This window comes from Propionibacterium sp. (genome assembly GCF_047719395.1).
GTDB lineage: Bacteria > Actinomycetota > Actinomycetes > Propionibacteriales > Propionibacteriaceae > Propionibacterium.
Window position 1 is genome coordinate 62,171 of record NZ_JBDNTB010000001.1, and the last position, 20,063, is coordinate 82,233.

Sequence of the window (20,063 nt, forward strand, 5' to 3'; positions counted from 1 at the left end):
GTCCGGGGGTCATGCATCCCGACGGGCAGGATCTCCTGCACGGGCCGTGAAACTGTGGGGGCGGCCGTAGCCGGCTTGGGCGAAGGCTGCCCGGACAGCATCGGTGACCGCTGGGACACCTTCCCGGAGAACCACGGCCAGCACGCATCCGCCGAAGCCTCCGCCGACCAGCCGTGCACCCCAGGCCCCGGCCGCCAGCGCCGTATCGACCGCCAGGTCAATCTCCGGAACGGAGACCTCCAGGTCGTCGCGCATCGATTCATGGGCCCGGGTCATGCCCTCTCCCACTGCATGCCAGTCGCCCTGCTCCAATGCATCGGCCATCGCCACCGCCCGGGCGTTCTCGGTGACGACATGGCGCAGCCGCCTGGCCAGGATGGCATCGGGCAGCGCCTGCATGGCGGCTGAAAGATCATCGACACCGATGCGCCGCAGGCAGTCCACACCGAGCAGTCCGGCGATCCGGTCGCACTCGGCGTGCCTGTTGCCGAAGTGGCCTGAAGCCAGCGAGTGGCGTGTGCCGGTGTCGATGATCAGCACTTCCACGCCCGCCGCGTGCGGCCGGTAGGGCACTGGCCGCAGCGTGCCGTCGAGGAAGTCGATGAGCAGCGCATGGCCCTGTCGGCCGCGCAGCGCAGAGGTCTGGTCGACACCTCCGGTGGGTGCCAGGGCGATCACATTCTCGGCGGTCTGGCAGATGGTGGCCAGCTCGGCGCGGTGCGCGTCGTCGGACAGCAGATCCAGGTCGAACAGATCGGAGACCGCTGCCGCCACCGAGCACTCCAGCGCGGCCGAGCTGGACAGTCCGGCACCGATCAGCAGATCCGAGCCCACCAGGATGTCGACGCCGCTCACCCGGTGGCCGGCCTGACGGAATGCCCACACCGTGCCGGCGGCATAGCTGCCCCAGCCTCCGGGCACTGCAGCGGTGACCTCTCGCAGGTCGACGTCGGCATCTCCCGCGATCTCCAAGGAGGTCAGCCGCACCCTGTCGTCGCTGCGTCTGCGGGCTGCGACGAAGGTACGGCGGTCCAGGGGCACAGGGAGGCAGAAGCCCCCGTTGTAGTCGGTGTGTTCGCCCACCAGGTTGAACCGTCCGGGCGCCGACCACACCCCTGCGGGGGTGATGCCGTAGTGACGTTCGAATGCCGAGCAGATGGCCTGCGGTTTCACCTCAGCGCACCCGCCCAGCACCCGGGACGCGCTCGCCGATAGCGCACCCGGCGACCACATATTCCCCGGCGAATGCGTCGTCCTGCCCGTGAATCATGAGGACTACTGTCTCACATCGCACGACTGCCCCGGCACGGCCGAGGGCCGACACCGAGGCAGTCAGAGTTCAACTGTGTTCACGCCATCACGTGAGTTCAAGGCTGTGGATTTCAGGCTGCGCAGGTCTCCACTCTCCGCAGACCGGGAACCTTGCGGCGCAGCTGGCTCTCCAGCCGCTGGTGCATGGTGATCGCAGCCGCCGGGCAGCCCCGGCAGGCGCCGTGCATGCGCACGCTCACCACACCATCGGTGGCGGAGACCAGTTCGATGCTTCCGCCGTGCGCCGTGGCGATGTCACCGATCGGGCCGTCGATGAGTTCGCCGGCACAGATCCGCAGCACATCGTCGGGGCCCAGCTGCTGGGCGTCCGGGCCGCCTGTCCATTCACAGGTGTGGGCCAAGGCCTCCACCAGGGCGTGCCGCACGGTGGAGCCGTCCCGGCGCCAGTCATGACCTTCACTGAGCGTGATGTCCACCACGCCTGGCATTGCGACCATGCGCTCGATCATGGCCCCGGACAGCTCGTCCAGGCCGGGGGCCGCCACCAGCTCACCCGCGAAGGGCAATGACTGGTGACAGACCACCCAGCGCAGGGTGGACGGATCGTCGGTGCGTTCGGGGTGCACCGAGATCAGCCTCTGTGGAGTAGGTCTCATGTGAACAGGCTCACGATGAAGTGACCGAGGAAACCTGCCACCCAGGCGAGCACGAACATGTAGCCGAAGGCCGTGAGCGGCCATCGCCAGGTACCCGATTCTCGACGCATCACCGCCATCGTCGACATGCACTGCAGGGCGAAGGCGAAGAACAGAAGCAGTGCGACCGTCGTTGCCGGAGTGAAGACCTTCATGCCCTGGTTCGGGCCGTCCGTGTAGGTCCACTGGGAGATGGACTCGGCCACCGAGGCGTTGTCCTCCGGATCGCTCGCCGCAGCCAGCTGGCCGAGGGTGGAGACCGACACCTCGCGCGCGGTGAGCGAGCCGATGACTGCGATGTTGATGCGCCAGTCGAAGCCCAGGGGTTCGAAGACCGGTTCGATCGCCTTGCCGACGTGCGCTGCGATTGAGTGCTCCATCGTGTAGGAGGTGACCGCGACCGTGTCGGTGGGGTCCACCCCGGCGTTCTGGAGTTCCTGGGGGGAGCGGCCAGGAATCGAGGTGAGGGCCCAGATGACGATGGAGGCGCCGAGAATGATGGTTCCGGCCTTGCGGATGTAGGCCTTGGTGGGCTCCCACATCGCCAGCCCGATGGACTTGGGCCTCGGCAGCCGGTAGGGCGGCATCTCCATGTAGAAGGGCAGCACATGACCGGAGCGGTCGGTGATCTTCTTGACCGCCCAGGAGGCCGTCATGGCGGAGACGCCACCGAGCAGATACAGCAGGAACATCACGATGCCCTGCAGCCCGATGAATCCGAATCTGGTGTCGGAGGGGACGAGCATGCCGACCAGCAGCACGTACACCGGCAGACGCGCCGAGCAGGTGCCCAGCGGTACGCCGAGCATGGTGGCGATCCGGTCCTTCGAGGAAGGAATCGTCCGGGTGGCCATCACGCCGGGAATGGCGCAGGCGAAGCTGGACAGCACCGCGACGAAAGCCCTGCCCTCAAGCCCGGCCCTGCTCATCAGCTTGTCCATCAGGAAGGCGGCACGGGACATGTAGCCGACCGAGTCGAGCACGGCGAGCAGGAAGAACATCAGCACGATCTGGGGGATGAAGGTGAGCACCGTACCGACACCGCCGATGATGCCGTTGACCAGCAAGCCGGACAGGATTGGGTTGGTGACGGCCTCGCTGATCCAGTTTCCGAGCGAGTCCAGCCCACTGGTGATGAGGTCCTGCACAGGAGCCGCCCAGCTGAACAGCGCCTGGAAGAAGACGAACATCACGATGAAGAAAACGAGTGTGCCGAAGACCGGGTGGAGCAGGACCTTGTCGATCCGCTCGGTCCGGTAATCAGGAGAGGGCGCCTGGTATCCGGCGGAATCGAGGATGGAATCGACCCAGCCTGCCAGTTCGTTGTGGTCGCTCGGCGGGTCGATGGGTGGCACCGACCAGCTGCGCCAGTCGGCGATCAGATTACGCAGCTCGGGGATGCCGATGCCGCGGTTGGCGACGACGGTGACCACCGGGATGCCGAGCGCCTTGGAGAGCGCCTCGATGTCGATGGAGCCACCGCGGCGACGCAACTCATCGACCATGGTGAGCACCAGGGCGGTGGGCATCTGCTTCTGCAGCACCTCGGAGAGCAGCAGCAGCGAGCGGCGCAGCGCGGTGGAATCAGCCACCATGAGCAGGCCGTCGGGGGTCTCGACGCCCTCGATGTTGCCGCCCAGAAGATCGGACACGACCTGCTCGTCAGGCGAAATGGGTGTGAGCGAGTAGCAACCCGGCAGATCCTCGATACCGTAGTGGGCGCCGCGGATCTGGCACATGCCGTAGGTGCGGGACACCGTGACACCGGGGTAGTTACCGGTCTTGGCATGCAGGCCGGTGAGGCCGTTGAAGATGGAGGTCTTGCCGCCATTGGGTGAGCCGACCAGCGCGATGCGCGGTGCGCGCTCGGCGAGCGCGGGGTCGGCGCCGCCCGGAGGGGGCGCAGATTCGACTGCTGAAGACATGGTTTCTCCCTGGTCCCGGGGACTCACGCAGCGCGGAGCGCCGCGCCGGCGTCGATCATGGAGATCTTGATCATCGTGGCCTGTGATTCACGCAGACACATTTCGGCATCGCAGACGCGAAAGACCATGGGTCCGTGGAAGGGTGCCCTGCGCACCAGGCTGACCTCGCGGCCGCAGGTGAATCCGAGCAGGTGCAGGCGGTGGCAGATCGAGGGATCCCCATCGCACACATCGGTGATCACTGCACGCTCACCGGACCGCAGGCCGCTCAGCCTCGAGGCTGGCAGATTGGTCGTTTCGACACTGGCCCTCATGTCGTTCTCCTCACCCGTAGGACTCTTTTCGGGGTTGACCCCGACTACCTTCACGACAACCAAGGTAAGCCTAAGCTAAGTCATCCGGTAGCCCATATCAGCGGGTGGACAGTTTTATTCCCATTTTTTCAAAGAATTTCCTGAATCTGAGCGTCTCACGATCGAGCGGGAGAACGAACACGCACTGGATCGTGGCGGCAGTCTGTCACAGCTCCAGTTCGGGCCGTCCACCGGGTCCCCGCATCGCTGTGCGATCCCGAATCATCCCTGGGTGAATCCCCGGATGGGTTCCGGCGTCGCATGTGCTGTTCCCGGCATGGGGAGAATGCCCTCCCCCTATGATCAACGCTGTGATCTTCAAGCGTGTCGGTGAGGGCAGGCCCTATCCTGCGCACGGACTGTCCTCGAGCCAGTGGGCCGAGATCCCACCGCAGGAAGTCCGGCTCGACCAACTGGTGACGACCACCCGCACACTTGATCTCGACCAGCTCCTCGACGACGACTCCACCTTCTACGGTGATTTGTTTCCCCATGTCGTGTTCTGGCGCGGCGAGTTCTACTTGGAAGTGGGTCTGCACCGCACTCTGCGTGCTGCCCTCCAGCAACGCCTGACCATCCACGCCCGCATCATCGATTGCGGTTGAGGACCGACAGCGGCTGAGCGATGACCAGGAGAGACTTGTCACGGAGGGGAGCCAGGGGATGCACAGGCGCACAACACCGGTGATTCTGGTGGTCGTCGTGGTCCTCCTGTGCTTCGGAGCCTGGTGGGGGATGAGGATGCTCACCCATCCCGTGACGAAACCAGCCCAGTCCTGCGTGGTGAAGACGGCAAGCGTGTTGTCAACATCGGAGGTGCAGGTGCGCGTGCTCAATGCCGGATCCGTGCGTGGCCGGGCCGGCGATCTGGGCAACATGCTGTCCGGCAAGGGCTTCGACGTGGTCTCGACCACCAACACCAGCGGCCAGGTGCCGGGCACCATGGTGGTGGGCAACAGCGCCGATGATCCCGAGGTGATGCTGCTGGTGGGTTTCCTGCCCGGGGCGACGCCCAGCGGCGACGGGCGTTCCGATCATCGGGTGGACGTGATCGTCAACGACAATTTCGGTGGCTTCAACCAGGATGCGCCGACAACCGTGGATGTTCCTGGTGGGACGATCTGCGTGCCGGTGCCGAGCGGGACAGCCACACCCTGACCAGGCAGATCGATCCCGACAGCCGGAAACCCTCTCCCACCGCAAACCCCGTCAACCACGCGGCTCGCCGACCGACCCAGCCACTCAGTAGGCGTCCTCATCGTGGGTCTTCTCACGCTGGGCCCGCCAGCGTTTGGCTCCGAGATGCCAGCTCGCCAGCCGACCACCCCGCCCGAGCACGGTCAGCCGGCGTTCCACCTTGTCCCGGATCGCCGCGGGGGTGACCACCAGGATCTGGTCCCCGGTCTGAAGCGTCGTGCTGCCGTCAGCGGAGAAGGACTCCTCCCCGCGCATGATGAGAGCAACCACCGCATTGGGTGGCAGCCGCATCTCCAGCACGGTGATCCCGGCCAGCCGGGAACCCTCGGGGATGTTGACCTCCAACAGATCAGCGCGCCGCTCCTCGAAGGGCGCCACCTCGATGTCGACGTCGGTGGCTGCATGGGGATCCACCAGGCCCAGACGCCGGGCCATCCAGGGCAGCGTGGGCGCCTGGACGGAGGTGAAGACCACCACGAAGACCACGATGATGTTGAACAGCACATGGGATTCGGGCATACCGGCGGCCAACGGCACGGTGGCCAGGATGATGGGCACTGCCCCGCGAAGCCCGGCCCAGCTCATGAACACGTGGTGGCGCCAGGGCACCTTGAACCAGACCGCGCTGATGTACACGGCCATCGGACGGGCCACGAACACCAGCACCAGACCCAGCACAACCGCCACACCGGCCTGCTGCCAGGTGATGGATGACGGGGTGATGAGAATGCCGAGCATCACGAACAGACCCATCTGCGCGACCCAGCCGATTCCCTCCGCGAAGGAACGGGTGGCATGGCGGTGCGGCAGCTGGGAGTTGCCCAGGACCACCGCGCACACATAGACAGCAGCGAAGGCCGAGCCGTGCACGAGCTCGTCGAAGCTGTAGGTGAACACGATCCATGCCATCGTGGCCAGCGGATACAGACCGGAGGCCGGCAGTGACAGCCGGGCCAACATCTTGGCGCCGAGCCAGCCCATGATGAGGCCACCCAGCACGCCGAGCACGAGCTCGAGGAGAACAGAACCGGCCAGCGCCAGCGCCCCGCCGTGTTCCTGCTGCCCGACAGCGAGCGCCGTTCCGGCGGTGACCAGCAGCACCGTCGGGGCGTCGTTGAAGCCTGACTCGACCTCGAGAGCGGCACGCAGCCGCGCGGGCAAGTTCACCGAGCGCAGCACGGAGAACACTGCGGCAGCATCGGTGGGGGCGACTACGGCACCCAGTAGGAAGGACACCGGGAAGGACAGGTTGAGCACGAAATACCCGAACAGTCCGACGACGGCGATGGTGACGAGCACACCCACGGTGGCAAGCACCACGCCCAATCCCAGCACCGGGCGCACGGATTGCCACTTCGTGGTGAGACCGCCCTCTGCCAGGATCAGCACCAACGCGGCGAAGCCGAGATCATGGGCGAGCTGGACATCGGTGAACTCGACTCCGAAGGCTCCGCTGCCCAGCACGATGCCGACGAGCAGGAAGAGCAGCAATGCCGGCAGCCCCGCTCGCGAACCGAGTCGCACAGCAGCGATGGCGATGAGCACGACGACAGCGCCGAGCAGCAAGGTCATGTCGAACGGTGACATCGCGCTCCTTCCCTGTGCTCGAATTTTTCAGTACTCACCCAGTGCTGTCACAGACGAGGACTCTGTTCATCAGCCATGGCACCCGGGCGAGGGCCGGCTGGCTGTAGCCCCTTGTCCACGACTCGATGGTTCACGCCTCAATGCCTCGCGTCGCACCGACGAAGTGCCCCTGGGGATCAGGAGGTACTTCCGGCTCGTCGTCCTCGGGGGCGACTCGGCGGGCACGACACGGCGGGGTTCTGTCGTCCCCGGTCTCGGTGTCGAGATCTTCGTGTGCAGCGTGCGAGCTGACCGGGATTGGCGCGCCCGGCGCATGGTCCGAGAGGGCCATCTCCTGCGGCTGATCACCGGCAGCGGAAGGCATCGTGCCGGTTTCGCCCGGCTCGGCGGGCCCTGTCAACCCGAACTCCCCTGTCGGCTCGGGTTCCAGGCGCTGTTCGCCCTCGTCAGAGTGATCCGGCAGGGAATCACCTGGGGCGCCGACCGGCCACAGCATCACAACGCCGATCGCCACTTCGAGAAGGGTCAGCCCGATGGGGATCAGATAGAGCGGGAAGTTGCCGTAGCGGATCCACACCACGCTGAGTACGGCGAGCATGACGGCGATGACGAGCGAGAAGATGCCGACAGGCACAGACCTGCGGGTGACAGGCCGCTTCTGCGCCGTCTTCATCCGCCGGCCACTCCCCTCGTATTTCCTGAGTGGCCGCACTCATGCGCACCCAAATTGTTCTGCTCAAACCTGCCCGCTCCGGCCTGGCCAGCCCTGGAGCCGACGCCCGCGTCGGCCCGGGCAATCACAACAATGGATCCCCGATCGGATTGATCCCCAGCGGCCCGACGTGAACCCATCCTATCCACAGGCTCCGGGGTCATCGATCCATGCGTGACCGCTGTGGACGCAGATGCGCCCGCCACCAGTTCCCCGCACCGCGCGAGAGGGGGACCCGCGCCTACCGCGCGAGGAGGCGCAGCGTTTGCGAGTCGAGCACCTCGAAGGCCCGCCCGTGCAACGCCACGAGCCCCTCGGCGGCCATGCGTCCCAGCTCACGGGTCATGGACGAGCGCGACACCTGCAGACTGTCGGCCAGCTCCTGACGGGTCAGCGCGATGTCGACCATGCCACGCTCATCACAGTTGTGCATCATGAAGAAGGCCAGCCGGGCGCGCAGCCCGCGCCGTGACAGCAGCTCGGCGCGTTGATTCAGATGGGCCGCTCGTTCGGCGAGCAATCGAACCGACCACTGCAGCAGGAGCTGGCGCGAGGGGCTGGCCGGATTCGCAGCCATCAGTGACATGGTGGGGACCACCAGCGCCTGAGTCGGCTCACTGGCGTGCACGTCCGCCGGCCATCGGGGATCCGGGGCGAAGGCGGTGACTGCTCCGCAGGCGAAACCTGGCCCGACCATGTCGATGATGTGGCGGGACCCGTCGAACCGGGAACGGGTGACATCCAGCTGGCCGGACAGCACCACGAAGAACTGCGCCTGGCGCTCGCCCTGGGATGCGATGGTGATTCCCTTGCGCCATGCGCCGCGCAGAACGCTGCCGTCGGCGAGCAGTTGCCCGAGGTCTCCGGGCTCCAGGCCATGGAGCGTGACGAGATCGCCATGGCGCAAGTGAGCGCTGTGTGATTCCACCTGTTCCTCATTCGGCCCGGCCACCTCACAATGATCCGTCAAGTGTTGCCACGGCAACAGACCAGGAAGTCCTGTCATGCCTAGTCTGGGGCCACCGAGTGCCGGCCGCACGGTGGGTGCCCGGGCCGCCCGCACATCTCGATAGCGGGCTCCGCGAGAGTAGTTCAGTTTCGGGCTCCGCCCGAGCAATTCACGAATCAGTTCTTGGAGGTCATTCGACCATGGACATGTTTTGTTTCCAGTGCGAGCAGACCGCTCGCAGTTCCGCCTGCACCGAAGTCGGCGTCTGCGGCAAAGATCCCGCCACCGCAGCGGCGCAGGATGCCATCACCGTCGAACTGATGAAGCTCGCGGTGGCCAGCGAAGGACGCCAGCCCTCGGCCGAACTGGTGAAGACCTTCACGGAGGCACTGTTCGCCACGGTGACGAATGTGAATTTCGACGCAGCCCTGTGCGAGCGGATCGCCGATGACATCGCCACGCAGGCACGGGAGGCCAACGGCGGGCATGCCGTGGTTCTCGATGCCGTGACCGGGGAGAAGTCATTGTTCGAGGCGGCCAGCACCGAGGGTTCCTGCCGCGCGCTGCTCATCCTGGGACTACGCGGCACGGCCGCCTACGCCTATCACGCCCATGTGCTCGGTCAGCACGATCCACAGGTGGATGCCTGGCTGATCACAGGGATGGCGCAGGCGTCCCGGCACCACGAAGTGGCTGAGTGGCTCGACCTGCTGCACGAGGCGGGCATGATCAACTTCGCCTGCCTGGAGCTGCTCGACCGGGCCAACACCGGGGCCTACGGCGATCCGGAGCCGACCGAGGTCTCCATGGAGATCGCACCTGGACCTTTCATCGTTGTCAGCGGGCATGACCTGCACGACCTGGCGATGCTGCTGGAGCAGTGCGAGGGCACTGGCGTGGCGGTGTACACGCACGGCGAGATGCTTCCTGCGCACGGCTACCCGGGACTGCACGCATACAGCTGCCTCAAGGGCCACTTCGGCACGGCCTGGCAGAACCAGCGCAACGAGTTCACTGACCTGCCGGGGGCGGTGCTGTTCACCACGAACTGCCTGATGCCGCCACGCGAGGACTACCGCGAAAATGTGTTCACCACTGCCATGGTGGGCCATCCCGGCGTCACGCACATTGATGCCGACAGCGCCGGGCACAAGGACTTCGGCCCCGTCATCGAGCACGCCAAGCAGCTCGGCGGCTGGGACACTGCGAAGGTGCTCACCGGAATCAACGGCGGCTCCACGCTCACCACGGGTTTCGCCCACCATGCAGTGCTCTCGGTGGCCGATGCCGTGATCGGCGCCATCAAGGCCGGGGATGTCAACCACATCTATCTGGTGGGCGGCTGCGACGGTGCGATGCACGGACGCAACTACTTCACCAGGCTGGTCGAGTCGACGCCCAAGGACAGCCTTGTACTCACCCTGGCCTGCGGCAAGTTCCGCTTCAACGACATGCAGCTGGGCACGGTCGGCGGCCTGCCGAGGCTGCTCGACATGGGCCAGTGCAATGACGCCTACTCCGCGGTGAAGGTTGCCCAGGCGCTGGCGTCGGCCTTCGGGGTGGGCATCAACGAGCTGCCGCTGACCATCGTGCTGTCCTGGTACGAGCAGAAGGCGGTCGCCGTGCTGCTGAGCCTGCTGGCGCTGGGCGTGAAGAACATCAAGCTCGGGCCGACGCTGCCGGCCTTCGTCTCCCCGGGGGTTCTGCAGGTGCTTTCCGACGCCTTCGGCCTCGCCCCCACCAGCACGGTCGAGGAGGATCTGGCGCCCGCGGCGGGCTGAAGCCCGCCGGTGCGATCCCAGGACGACCTGTGACCGGTTCACACCGTGCAGAAGCCCCCGCGTTGGCCTGTTCGACCGTTTGATGTCCTCAGGCTGAACACGGGGGCTTCTCGCACGCTTTCATACAGGTACTGCTGTCGGTCACCATTCCCGCTCCGGAAGAGATCCCTTCCTCTGCCGAGAAGCAGCCGGAGCCGCATGGCCAACGGACGGCAAGGCACCGCCGCCAAGCTCAAGAAATGTCTCTGACAGGGGAAAGCCCCTAGTCAGTTGCTGACTAGGGGCACCTACTGCGGTGACGGAGGGATTTGAACCCTCGGTGGCTTGCACCACACTCGCTTTCGAGGCGAGCTCTTTCGGCCGCTCAGACACGTCACCGCGGGCCACTCTAGCGGTCGGCCTCGGCGGCACGCCAATCCCCGGGCCCCCGCCGGGAGGCGAAGAAGTCCTGCAAAAGGCGTTCGCTCTGGTCGGCGAGGATGCCGCTCACCACCCGCGGACGATGGTTGAGCCGGGGATCGCGCACCACATCCCACAGCGAGGCGACTGCCCCGGCCTTGGGGTCGAAGGCGCCGAAGACCAGCGCAGCGATCCGGGCCGAGACGATCGCGCCCGCGCACATCGTGCAGGGCTCCAGGGTGACGACCATCGTGCAGCCGTCCAACCGCCAAGAGCCCAGCGCCGTGCAGGCCTGCCGGATGGCGACGATCTCCGCGTGCCCGGTGGGGTCATTGTCGGCCTCGCGTCTGTTGCCGGCACACGACAGTACTTGCCCCTCGGAATCGAGCACCACGGCACCGACCGGCACATCACCCTGGTCAGGAGCGACTGCTGCAGCCTCCAGGGCTTGGCGCATCGCGGTGTCCCAGCGGCTCACTCGTCGGCGACCACTTTGTCGAAGGCATCCCCGAAGTGCATGACGTCGATGATCCGTCTGGCCAGCTCGTCGGAGTCTTCATCAAGATCGTCAGTGAGCGACTCGATCTCGAACTCGCTGACGCCCTGGTCGGCCAGAATATTGAAATCGCCCACGGGCTCGGCATCGTCGTCGGGATCGGGCACCTCCAGGCCGAGGAAGTCCACGACATCGCGGGCGAGCGGCCAGTCGTTGGAGGCCACCACATCGCTGAGCAGAGCCTGCACCTGCTGCCCGCGCACCCGGCAGAACACGAAGAACTCGCCGTCCACGCTCACCGCTCCGCAGGCGCCGACATCTCCGGGCATCCGGCGCAGCTGGGCGATCAGTTCGTCGAGATCATTGGCGCAGGCGTCCGGAAGATCCGTGACGGTGGGCACACCGTCCTCGCGGTAGAGGGCGACGACGAAATCGATCTCGTCGGGGGCGGCGTCCTCGTAGTCGTCCTCAGCATCGTCGTCCTCGTCGTCCTCGTCGTCGTCATCGGAGTCGTCGAGGTCGTCGTAGTCGTCGGACACGACCCCGGAATCGAAGTCGTCCCCGTCGCCGAGGCTTTCCAAGCTCTCGGCGTCCTCAACATCGTCCTTGTCACGTGTCTCGTCAGCGTCGCTCACGTCAACCTCCTGGGCTCCTCGTCCAGCATTCCATGCCCAGGCCGGCAAACGCACCCCTTGCGTGGTCTTGGATACTCGCTCGGGCGCCATATGGGACAGTGAAACCCGTGGAACTCATAGTCGTGGATCACCCGCTGGTCGCCCACAAACTCACCGAACTGCGCGATTCGCGCACCCAGGAGCCCACCTTCAGGCTGCTCGTCGCCGATCTGGTGACACTGCTCAGCTACGAGGCGACGCGCATCGTCCGTGTGGAAGAGGTGAGCATCCGCACACCCATGGCGCCCACCACGGGAACCCGGCTGGCAGAGCCGAAACCACTGGTCGTGCCAATCCTTCGCGCCGGCCTGGGAATGCTGGAGGGCATGATCCGGATGGTTCCCACTGCCGAAGTCGGCTTCGTGGGCATGGCCCGCGACGAAGAAACACTTCGTCCGACCACCTATGCAGAACGGCTTCCCAAGAACCTGTCCGGACGGCAGTGCTTCGTCCTCGATCCGATGCTGGCCACCGGTGGTTCGCTGGCCGGCTGCATCGAATTCCTCGCCTCCCGCGGCGCCGAGGACATCACCTGCGTCTGCCTGATCTCCGCGCCCGAGGGCATCGCCCATGTGCGCGAATTCACCGAGCAGCACCACATCGACTGCACCCTGGTGGTCGCAGCAGTGGACGACCACCTCGACGAGCACGGTTACATCGTTCCTGGCCTGGGTGATGCCGGGGATCGGCTCTACGGTCTGATCGACTGAAGCCGATCACCCGGAGCCGGGAGATGCGCCCAGGCCGGCACGGTGCCGAGCGTCAGGCAGATCAGCGATTGGTTCGGCGCACAGCCGAGCGGATCAAGGCAATGCCGGTCTGCCCGACCGGCGCATCGGCCCCTGTGACACATGAAATCGGCACCGGGTGGAACCTGGCCAGGCCGGGGTCAAGCGCTGACGGTCGCCATCCAGATCGGCCCGCCGAGGCCCTTCACCGTGGCGACCTCGGTGAGTTCGTGACCGACCCGGTAGAAGGTGGCGGTCTCACCCTTCTCGGCGCCCACGACCACGTGATAGGCACCCACCAGCCCCATGCCGCGCGGCTGGATCTCGGTGGGCACATGCTGGAGGCGGGCCCCAAAACTGCCGTCGGGTGCGAGCGACTGCAAGGTGAGCGTCGAGGAGCGACGCTCGGAGGTCACGATCCAGCGGCGTGCCGGATCGAGGACGATGTCAGCGCCCCACATCCTGGCCTCCTGCTCGTCCACGGTGGGTTCGCGATCCGGCGGCACGAAGAGGCCCTTGCGCAGATGATCGTCCTCGTCGAAATAGTCCACCTGCTCGACCATCGTCAACTCCCCGGTCTCCGCCGATCGGGTGAGATGGGCAAGATGACCGCCCAGTTCCTCGATGACATAGACATGTGTGCCGCTGGCATCGATCGCGAGGTGACGAGGCCCATCGCCTGCGGGGAAGGCGACTCCGAGGGCCGGATCCTGCACCAGCTCACTGCCTTCGACGCGATGACCGACGATGCGGTCCTCGGCCAGTTCGCTGTGATAGGCGAAGCGCCCATCGGGGGAGAAGACGATGCAGTGCGGCTGGCGCCCGGTGTCCTGGACCTGCCATGCATCGCCGTCCACCGTGCCGTCGTCATCGACTGGAACCACGGCGAGCCTGCTCTGGTGATAGCTCACTGCGGCCAGCAGGCGCCTGTCGGGACTGAACGACATGTATGTCGGGGGGAAGGGACAGGGCACGGAATCGACCAAACTCAGTTCGCCGCCGCGGCCCAGCTCCAGAGTGCTGAAGTGCACGGGGTCCTCGCCCGCCGCCACGCAAAGACGCCCGGACTTCTCGCTGATGATGGGCATCGGTTTGGCGCCGACTGCGAGTTGTGAGACGACTTCTGCCGTCTCAGCACGGTCATCGAATCGCACCACGGACACGATGCCGGCCACTCGTCCGGCGACACAGCAGAAATATTGGGCCATGGAGCCAAACTAACCTGCCGTCCTGGACTGTGCCTCCTCGGCCCACAGCATGAATTCCCGAGGCCTGGGCATTGTCCAACAGAATGGACGGCCACCTCAGGTGACTGTCAGGGCGAATAGTCTCCCCCCTGAACGGAAGACACCGAGTGCCATCCCACAAGGACATGACATCTGGTGCCTTCCCAGAATCGATCTGTGCCCACTTTCCGGCGACCTGAAACGGTCAACCATCCGGCGGGTGCACCCGATGGTCGGCCGTGATGTGCGGTGACCACCTGGAATGCGGGTCGCAAATGACAACGAAATGCCTATGTGAAAGAGGTTCACCGCAATGCCGATGACTACCGAGCACCACATCTTCGTCTGCTGCAGCTTCCGGGGAAATGGCGCCCCGCAGGGCACCTGCAACAAGCAGGGTTCGGTGAACTATCTCCCTTACCTGGAAGAGGAGCTCTCCGATCGCGACATGGAGGGCATTCAGGTGACTGCCACCGGCTGCCTCCAGGTCTGCGACCGCGGCCCTGCGATGGTCGTCTACCCCGAGAACTGGTGGTACGGGAACATCAAGGGCGAGGGCGACATCGACGCAGTGCTCGACTCGATCGAGAACGGTGAACCCGATGAGGCTCACCTGCTCTGAGGCGACGACCGCCGTCGAACCGTCCGGTTGCGGCTGACTGCACGGCACCAATGCCCGAAGCTCAGCTGCCGCCGGACCTCTGAGCCGGCGGCCATGTGTACTGCTCTCTGTCCATCCAGACGTGCTCGGGCCCCACGTCGACTCACCCCTGGATTCGGCCGGCTTGTAAAGTGCGGCGGGTATCGCCACCTGTGGAGGCCCGCATGACTCATCACTGCGCTGTGATCGGCAGTCCCATCGCGCACTCGCTGTCCCCGGCGCTGCACCGCGCCGCCTACCAGCAGCTCGGCCTGAGCGACTGGAGCTATGACGCTGTCGATGTGACGCCTGAGGCTCTGCCCGCCTTCCTCGACTCCTGTGACAGCACCTGGGTGGGCCTGTCGGTGACGGCTCCGCTGAAATCAGCACTGCTCTCGCATGGGCTCGCCGAGCAGCGGGCCCTCGACCTGGACGCCGCCAACACACTGATCTTCGGCCACCCCAACCGGCTCTACAACACCGATGTGACGGGAATGCGCCTGGCACTGGCCCATCACGGGCTCGAAAAGGCGAGGACGGCCGTGCTGCTCGGCGCCGGCGCCACCGCACGCAGCAGTTTCGCCGCTCTGGAAGCCCTCGGCGTGCACTCTGTGCTCGTCGTCGCCCGGGACGCCCAACGGGCTCATCGCAGCCTCGATCCGGTGGCAGCCAAGATGGGCATCGAATTCGAGCTGACGGCCTGGGAAAACCTCGACGCACTGCCCGAGGCAAGTGCCGACGTGCTGATCTCAACCGTTCCCACGGTGTTCACACCCCAGCAGGCCGTGCAACTGGCCGGTGTCGCACCGGTGCTCTTCGACATCGTCTACCACGACTACCCGACGAATTTGAACCGTGCAGCCACAGGCTCCGGCGCGACAAGCGTGGACGGCGTGGACCTGCTGGTCTGCCAGGCGATCGACCAGGTCTTCCTCATGACCGGTCGGCGCCCGGATGCCGTGCCCCTGCTCGAGATCTGCCGCGAAGCGGTGGCTGCCCGCGGCTGATGCGGTTGTACCGGCAGTGTGCTCTCACTTCTGCCAGGTGCCCAGCCGGAGTACTCGCTCCTGTCCCGAGGCGTGGATCTGCACTCCGCAGCCGACAAGCCCCTTGGGCTGCTTCCGGGCACATCCACAGCCCGGTCTCGTGCTCGAGTGGCAGTAAGATCATCCTGCTGCGGAACCAGACCGGGAAGGTCTTGGCCCAGCGTCAGTCCCTTTGCCCCACGGCGACATCGGGCGCATTGGTGATGATCGCGTCCACCCCGAGGTCGATGAGGGCTTTCATGTGCTCGGCCTCGTCGATGGTCCACACATTGACGCTCATTCCGTTGCTGTGCGCCTTACGCACGCAACGCGGGTTGAGCCGCACCGCGGAGCCTGCCGGGTGCAGCGCCTTCGCACCGAGCTTGTCGCCGTACTCCCATGGCTTCCACATCACCGTTTCGTAGAGCAGGCCCACCGGATAGCCGCGATCGGCCATGACACGCATCGACCGGTGGTTGAAGGAGGAGTAGATGACCCTGTCATCCCAGCCCTTGGAGTGCACCAGATCGGCCACCTGCGACTCCATGCCACGATAGGCGAGGACCGAGTTCTTCAGTTCGATATTGATGCTCAACGAGGTCGGTTTGAGCAGTTTCAGTACCTGGGCCAGCGTCGGAATGGGTATCTGGCTGAATCCGTCCTTGTGATTGCTGAAATCGAAGGCACGCAGCTCGTCGAGGGTGTGGTCGGCGATGTAGCCCTGGCCATTGCTCGTGCGGTCGATCTTCTCGTCGTGGCAGACCACCAGCTCACCGTCGCTGGTGCGCTGCACGTCCAGTTCCACACCGTCGGCGCCGAGTGCCACTGCCGTTTCGAAGGCCGGCAGGGTGTTCTCGGGCGCCACTTTGCTGGCGCCACGGTGTGCCCAGATGAGAGTCATCGCGCGGGCCTCACCGAGACGACATCGAGATTGGCGCGAGGGTCCATGGACAGGGCCAGGGCGACGGCCCGGGCCACGTCAACGGGCGCAAGGTAACGCTCCGGTTCATACTCGTGGCCCAATTCGGCCTGGATGGCGACCTGCATGTCCGTGTCCACCCTTCCAGGATGAATCGATGTGACTCTGACCCGGCCGCGTTCCTCCTCGCGCAGCGCGTCGGTGAACGCTGTCAGCGCGAACTTGGACGCGCAGTAACTGCCGTTGCCGGGCGCAGAGCGAAGACCGGAACCTGAATTGATGGTGACGACCTGGCCCTCGGCCTCACGCAGCCGTGGCAGCAACAACTTGGTCAGATCAGCCACAGCCACGACATTGACCTCAAACTCGGCGCGCCAGTCAAGCCTTGTCAATTCTTCTACCCGGCCGAGCACGCTGACCCCGGCAGAGTGCACCAGGGCGTCGAGACGGCCGACCCGCGCTGCCGCCACCAGGGTGCTCTCCTCATCGGTGAGATCCGCCACGAAGGGCTCGGCGCTGGGCAACTGCGCCACCACCTCTGCCACCGCGTCGGGTCGCCTGCCGCCCACCAGGATGTGCCAGTCATCGGCGAGCTGGTCTGCGATCGCCCGCCCGATGCCTCGGGTTGCGCCGGTGACCAGGACATACTTGCGTTCTGTCACAGCATCCACAGTAGCGTCCGCATTCCCCCGGGCCACCATCCTTCGAGCTCCATCATCGTGAGCAGTAGGAACTTCATCGGGCAAACGATCAGACGTTCACCAAGACGACCGGTCAAGGAGCCGACACTCCGGCCATGAGACCGGGATCCGGCACGAAAACATCCCAGGAAATGGCTCTCCGGCACTCGCCGGACTCGTGGGGCCGCTGATGACCGGCTGCGAAACACTCACCGTCCAGTGTCTGCGCCCGGCCCGGCAAGGCAAACACAAGAAGGGGCTCCCGGTCTCCCGGAAACCCCTTCTCACAAGCCTTGACGCATTGCGCGCCCAGAGGGACTTGAACCCCCAACCTTCTGATCCGTAGTCAGATGCTCTATCCATTAAGCTATGGGCGCCTTGCCGTACGGCGAGAAGTGACTCTACTCCATCGCTATCGATGGCACCAATCGGCACCCGCAGCGCGCTGAATTCGGTGCAGCTGCGCGGGTCAGACATGCGATGCACATACGCGAGGGCACACATACCCAAGGTCCGGACCTGCCATGACAGCTCCAGGCCTCACGCATGTGCATTTCACGCTGGCGGAGGTGGCGGGATTTGAACCCGCGATGGGATTTGAGTCCCAAACCCGCTTAGCAGGCGGGCGCCATAGACCGGACTAGGCGACACCTCCAGCGGCCACCCACATTATCGGGTCCGCCCCGACCGGGCAAAAGCGGGCACCACGGGGGCCAGATACCCTCCCACAGTTACGTGAGGCAGTATGGACCGGAACGGCGGTGCCGTCCGCAGCCGGCGATCAAACCGGAAGCCGGAGGAAATTGGCTGGCGCAGGAATCCTGCCCGGCTCGTCATCAAGGCCCGTGGGAGTTTCGCGCCCTGCGGTGCCCGACTGCTACAGAGGTGTCATGGTTTCACGAGGGAACGGGTCACAAGACAGCGCGCCGCGCCGCGCCGCGGACAACGACCACGACAACTATGTCCCCCGTCATGCACGGCAGTATCAGCCCCCGGAGCCCGCCGACAACGGCCCGGCTGTTCCCGGCGGACAGCACAGGCCCGCCACCTCCGACGGAGCTCTGTATGACGTCGAACGCGAGGGGCTTCGCGGGGCACCGAGAGCCGAACAGGCGGACCCGTCGGGCATTGCGCCACCTGATCCCAGACTGGGCCGCCCCCCGACCCTCGACTATTCCGCGGGTTTCCCCGGCACCATCGCACGTACGACGATCGGCACGCTTCTCCCAGGCACAGGCCTGCTCGGTACCCGGCGCACACTCCTCGGCCTGGTCATCTTCGTCTGCACGGTCATCGTCTGTGGCATCGCCGCCCTCATCGGATGGCTGCATCCAGAGATCTTCATCAAGATTTTCATGAGCTCCACCGGGTTCACCCTGCTCGGCATCGGGCTGGCGTCCATTTCACTGTTCTGGGCGATCCTGGTGCTGGGCACATATCTGGTCTCCCGTCCGCGCCGCATGACTGGCAAGCAGCGCATCGTGGGCGCAGCGGTGGTCTTCGTGATCTCCATCCTGGTGGCCACGCCCACCGCGGTGGCTTCTGCCTATGCCTTCACCTCCGGAGGGCTGGTCTCCAATGTCTTCGGCAATGCGAATTCGCGTTCCAAGACACGTCCTCACATCACGAACAAGGCGAATCCCTTCGCCGACAAGGAACGGCTGAACATCCTGCTGCTCGGCGGTGACTCGGGTGCAGGCCGCGACGACCAACTCGGGCTGCGCACCGACACGGTCATCCTTGCCTCCATCGACACCCATACCGGCAACACGGTGCTGATCCAGCTGCCCCGAAATCTTGAGAACGTTCCCTTCCAGTCCGGCAGCGACCTGGCGAAGGTCTATCCCAACGGCCGCACCTGGGACGGCGTGACCGGCTCAGAAGACTCCTACATGCTCAACGCGGTGTGGAACGAAGTGCCCCAGGAGCATCCGGAACTGTTCAAGGACACCGATTTCGCCGGCGCCGATGCCACCAAACTCGCAGTCGGCGGCATCACGGGCCTCAATGTCGACTACTTCGTCATGATCAACATCGACGGTATCCAGAAGCTCGTGGACGCCATGGGTGGCGTCACCGTGAACATCAACTTCCCGATCGCCAAGGGCGGCCACGTCGACGGATACGGCGACGAAGCATGCGGCGTGGACGGGAACCTTCCCGTGGGACCCAACGAGCACCTCGGAGGCAGCGATGCCATGTGGTACGCCCGCAGCCGGTGCAATGACCCCGACTACGACTACGGCCGGATGCGTCGTCAGAGCTGTCTCATCAATGCCGTCATCAAACAGGCAAATCCACAGACCATGCTCACCCGTTATGAGGCCATCGCCTCGGCGGGCCAGCAGATGATGAGCACCGACATTCCTGAGGATCTGCTCGACGACATCGCCGAGCTGGCGCTGAAGGTCAAGGACGCCCAGGTGACCCGTGTGGTCTTCGCGCAAAGCCTGGACGGCACCCCCGTGCCCAACGAGGTAGTGCCGGGGAATCCCGACTATCCGGCGATGCGCACCACCATCGAGGATGCGATCTGGGCCAGTCAGAATCCGGGCCAGACACCCACACCGACACCGAGCGAGACCTACGGTGTCAATCCGACCACTGAGCCAAGCATTTCCGCCACCGACGAGCCGAGTGGCACGCCTTCGCCCACCCAGACGCTCGCGCCGGCGGAGAATCTCACAGATGTGTGTGGGTACAACCCGGTGAAATGAACATGGGGTTCTGCAAACCGGTCAAATGCATGTGTGGTTCATCAACTCGGTGACACCAGCAACTGAATTCAGCCACTGAGTGACATGA

Annotated in this window: 19 protein-coding genes and 3 tRNA genes; 7 read left to right on the forward strand and 15 right to left on the reverse strand. The window is 65.2% G+C overall.

What is annotated here, in order from left to right; all coding sequences use genetic code 11:
• Positions 1–9: 9 nt before the first annotated feature.
• From galK to ABF648_RS00300, 4 genes are all read right to left on the reverse strand, one after another.
• Positions 10–1,173 carry a galactokinase gene (gene galK, locus ABF648_RS00285; protein WP_415630291.1) on the reverse strand — a complete coding sequence of 388 codons (1,164 nt, stop codon included), beginning with the start codon at positions 1,171–1,173 and terminating at the stop codon, positions 10–12.
• A 209-nt stretch (positions 1,174–1,382) separates the two neighbouring features.
• Complete coding sequence (locus ABF648_RS00290; protein ID WP_415630292.1) at positions 1,383–1,928, reverse strand: NifU family protein; 546 nt, start codon at positions 1,926–1,928, stop codon at positions 1,383–1,385.
• Positions 1,925–3,892, reverse strand: a complete 1,968-nt coding sequence (gene feoB / locus ABF648_RS00295; RefSeq protein ID WP_415630293.1) for a ferrous iron transporter B — start codon at positions 3,890–3,892, stop codon at positions 1,925–1,927. Before feoB ends, ABF648_RS00290 begins: the two co-directional genes overlap by 4 nt.
• 23 nt (positions 3,893–3,915) lie before the next feature.
• Entirely contained in the window at positions 3,916–4,206 is a 291-nt protein-coding gene (locus ABF648_RS00300; RefSeq protein ID WP_415630294.1) for a FeoA family protein, read from the reverse strand.
• A 350-nt stretch (positions 4,207–4,556) separates the two neighbouring features.
• On the opposite strand from ABF648_RS00300, the gene ABF648_RS00305 reads away from it, so the two are divergent.
• A complete protein-coding gene (locus tag ABF648_RS00305) occupies positions 4,557–4,850 on the forward strand; it encodes a type II toxin-antitoxin system VapB family antitoxin (protein WP_415630295.1) in 294 nt (97 codons plus the stop codon).
• A 58-nt stretch (positions 4,851–4,908) separates the two neighbouring features.
• Positions 4,909–5,403, forward strand: coding sequence for a LytR C-terminal domain-containing protein (locus ABF648_RS00310; RefSeq protein WP_415630296.1), 495 nt, complete (start codon positions 4,909–4,911; stop codon positions 5,401–5,403).
• 84 nt (positions 5,404–5,487) lie between these two features.
• On the opposite strand, the gene ABF648_RS00315 is transcribed toward ABF648_RS00310, so the two are convergent.
• From ABF648_RS00315 to ABF648_RS00325, 3 genes are all read right to left on the reverse strand, one after another.
• Positions 5,488–7,029 carry a potassium/proton antiporter gene (locus ABF648_RS00315; protein ID WP_415630297.1) on the reverse strand — a complete coding sequence of 514 codons (1,542 nt, stop codon included), beginning with the start codon at positions 7,027–7,029 and terminating at the stop codon, positions 5,488–5,490.
• 130 nt (positions 7,030–7,159) lie between these two features.
• Positions 7,160–7,702: a hypothetical protein gene (locus ABF648_RS00320; protein ID WP_415630298.1), complete on the reverse strand. Its 543-nt coding sequence runs from the start codon at positions 7,700–7,702 to the stop codon at positions 7,160–7,162.
• A 280-nt stretch (positions 7,703–7,982) separates the two neighbouring features.
• Positions 7,983–8,669 (reverse strand): Crp/Fnr family transcriptional regulator, encoded by a 687-nt coding sequence (locus ABF648_RS00325; RefSeq protein ID WP_415630299.1) that lies wholly within the window; start codon positions 8,667–8,669, stop codon positions 7,983–7,985.
• 227 nt (positions 8,670–8,896) lie between these two features.
• Between ABF648_RS00325 and hcp the strand changes: the two genes are divergently transcribed.
• On the forward strand, positions 8,897–10,471 hold the full coding sequence (gene hcp / locus ABF648_RS00330; protein WP_415630300.1) for a hydroxylamine reductase: 1,575 nt from the start codon (positions 8,897–8,899) through the stop codon (positions 10,469–10,471).
• Positions 10,472–10,764: 293 nt separating this feature from the next.
• On the opposite strand, the gene ABF648_RS00335 is transcribed toward hcp, so the two are convergent.
• From ABF648_RS00335 to ABF648_RS00345, 3 genes are all read right to left on the reverse strand, one after another.
• Positions 10,765–10,849, reverse strand: a tRNA-Ser gene (locus tag ABF648_RS00335).
• Between the two features lie 10 nt (positions 10,850–10,859).
• Positions 10,860–11,327 (reverse strand): tRNA adenosine(34) deaminase TadA, encoded by a 468-nt coding sequence (gene tadA / locus ABF648_RS00340; protein ID WP_415630318.1) that lies wholly within the window; start codon positions 11,325–11,327, stop codon positions 10,860–10,862.
• 17 nt (positions 11,328–11,344) lie between these two features.
• Positions 11,345–12,001, reverse strand: coding sequence for a tRNA adenosine deaminase-associated protein (locus ABF648_RS00345; RefSeq protein ID WP_415630301.1), 657 nt, complete (start codon positions 11,999–12,001; stop codon positions 11,345–11,347).
• 122 nt (positions 12,002–12,123) lie between these two features.
• Here ABF648_RS00345 and upp point away from each other — a divergent pair, with 122 nt between their 5' ends.
• Complete coding sequence (upp, locus tag ABF648_RS00350; protein ID WP_415630319.1) at positions 12,124–12,750, forward strand: uracil phosphoribosyltransferase; 627 nt, start codon at positions 12,124–12,126, stop codon at positions 12,748–12,750.
• A 179-nt stretch (positions 12,751–12,929) separates the two neighbouring features.
• Here upp and ABF648_RS00355 read toward each other — a convergent pair whose 3' ends face one another.
• On the reverse strand, positions 12,930–13,976 hold the full coding sequence (locus ABF648_RS00355; protein WP_415630302.1) for a lactonase family protein: 1,047 nt from the start codon (positions 13,974–13,976) through the stop codon (positions 12,930–12,932).
• Between the two features lie 337 nt (positions 13,977–14,313).
• Here ABF648_RS00355 and ABF648_RS00360 point away from each other — a divergent pair, with 337 nt between their 5' ends.
• Together ABF648_RS00360 and ABF648_RS00365 are read left to right on the forward strand one after the other, a co-directional pair.
• A complete protein-coding gene (locus ABF648_RS00360; RefSeq protein WP_415630303.1) occupies positions 14,314–14,616 on the forward strand; it encodes a (2Fe-2S) ferredoxin domain-containing protein in 303 nt (100 codons plus the stop codon).
• A gap of 203 nt (positions 14,617–14,819) precedes the next feature.
• The gene (locus tag ABF648_RS00365) at positions 14,820–15,641 is read left to right on the forward strand and encodes a shikimate dehydrogenase (protein WP_415630304.1); all 822 of its coding nucleotides are present in this window, start codon (positions 14,820–14,822) and stop codon (positions 15,639–15,641) included.
• A gap of 202 nt (positions 15,642–15,843) precedes the next feature.
• Here ABF648_RS00365 and ABF648_RS00370 read toward each other — a convergent pair whose 3' ends face one another.
• The 4 genes from ABF648_RS00370 to ABF648_RS00385 form a co-directional block, all read right to left on the reverse strand.
• Positions 15,844–16,560, reverse strand: coding sequence for a glycerophosphodiester phosphodiesterase (locus ABF648_RS00370; RefSeq protein ID WP_415630305.1), 717 nt, complete (start codon positions 16,558–16,560; stop codon positions 15,844–15,846).
• Positions 16,557–17,240: an SDR family oxidoreductase gene (locus ABF648_RS00375; RefSeq protein WP_415630306.1), complete on the reverse strand. Its 684-nt coding sequence runs from the start codon at positions 17,238–17,240 to the stop codon at positions 16,557–16,559. Before ABF648_RS00375 ends, ABF648_RS00370 begins: the two co-directional genes overlap by 4 nt.
• 322 nt (positions 17,241–17,562) lie before the next feature.
• A tRNA-Arg gene (locus ABF648_RS00380) sits at positions 17,563–17,635 on the reverse strand.
• Between the two features lie 184 nt (positions 17,636–17,819).
• Positions 17,820–17,913 (reverse strand) — tRNA-Ser (locus ABF648_RS00385).
• Between the two features lie 235 nt (positions 17,914–18,148).
• On the opposite strand from ABF648_RS00385, the gene ABF648_RS00390 reads away from it, so the two are divergent.
• Positions 18,149–19,975 (forward strand): LCP family protein, encoded by a 1,827-nt coding sequence (locus tag ABF648_RS00390; protein ID WP_415630307.1) that lies wholly within the window; start codon positions 18,149–18,151, stop codon positions 19,973–19,975.
• Positions 19,976–20,063 lie beyond the last annotated feature (88 nt).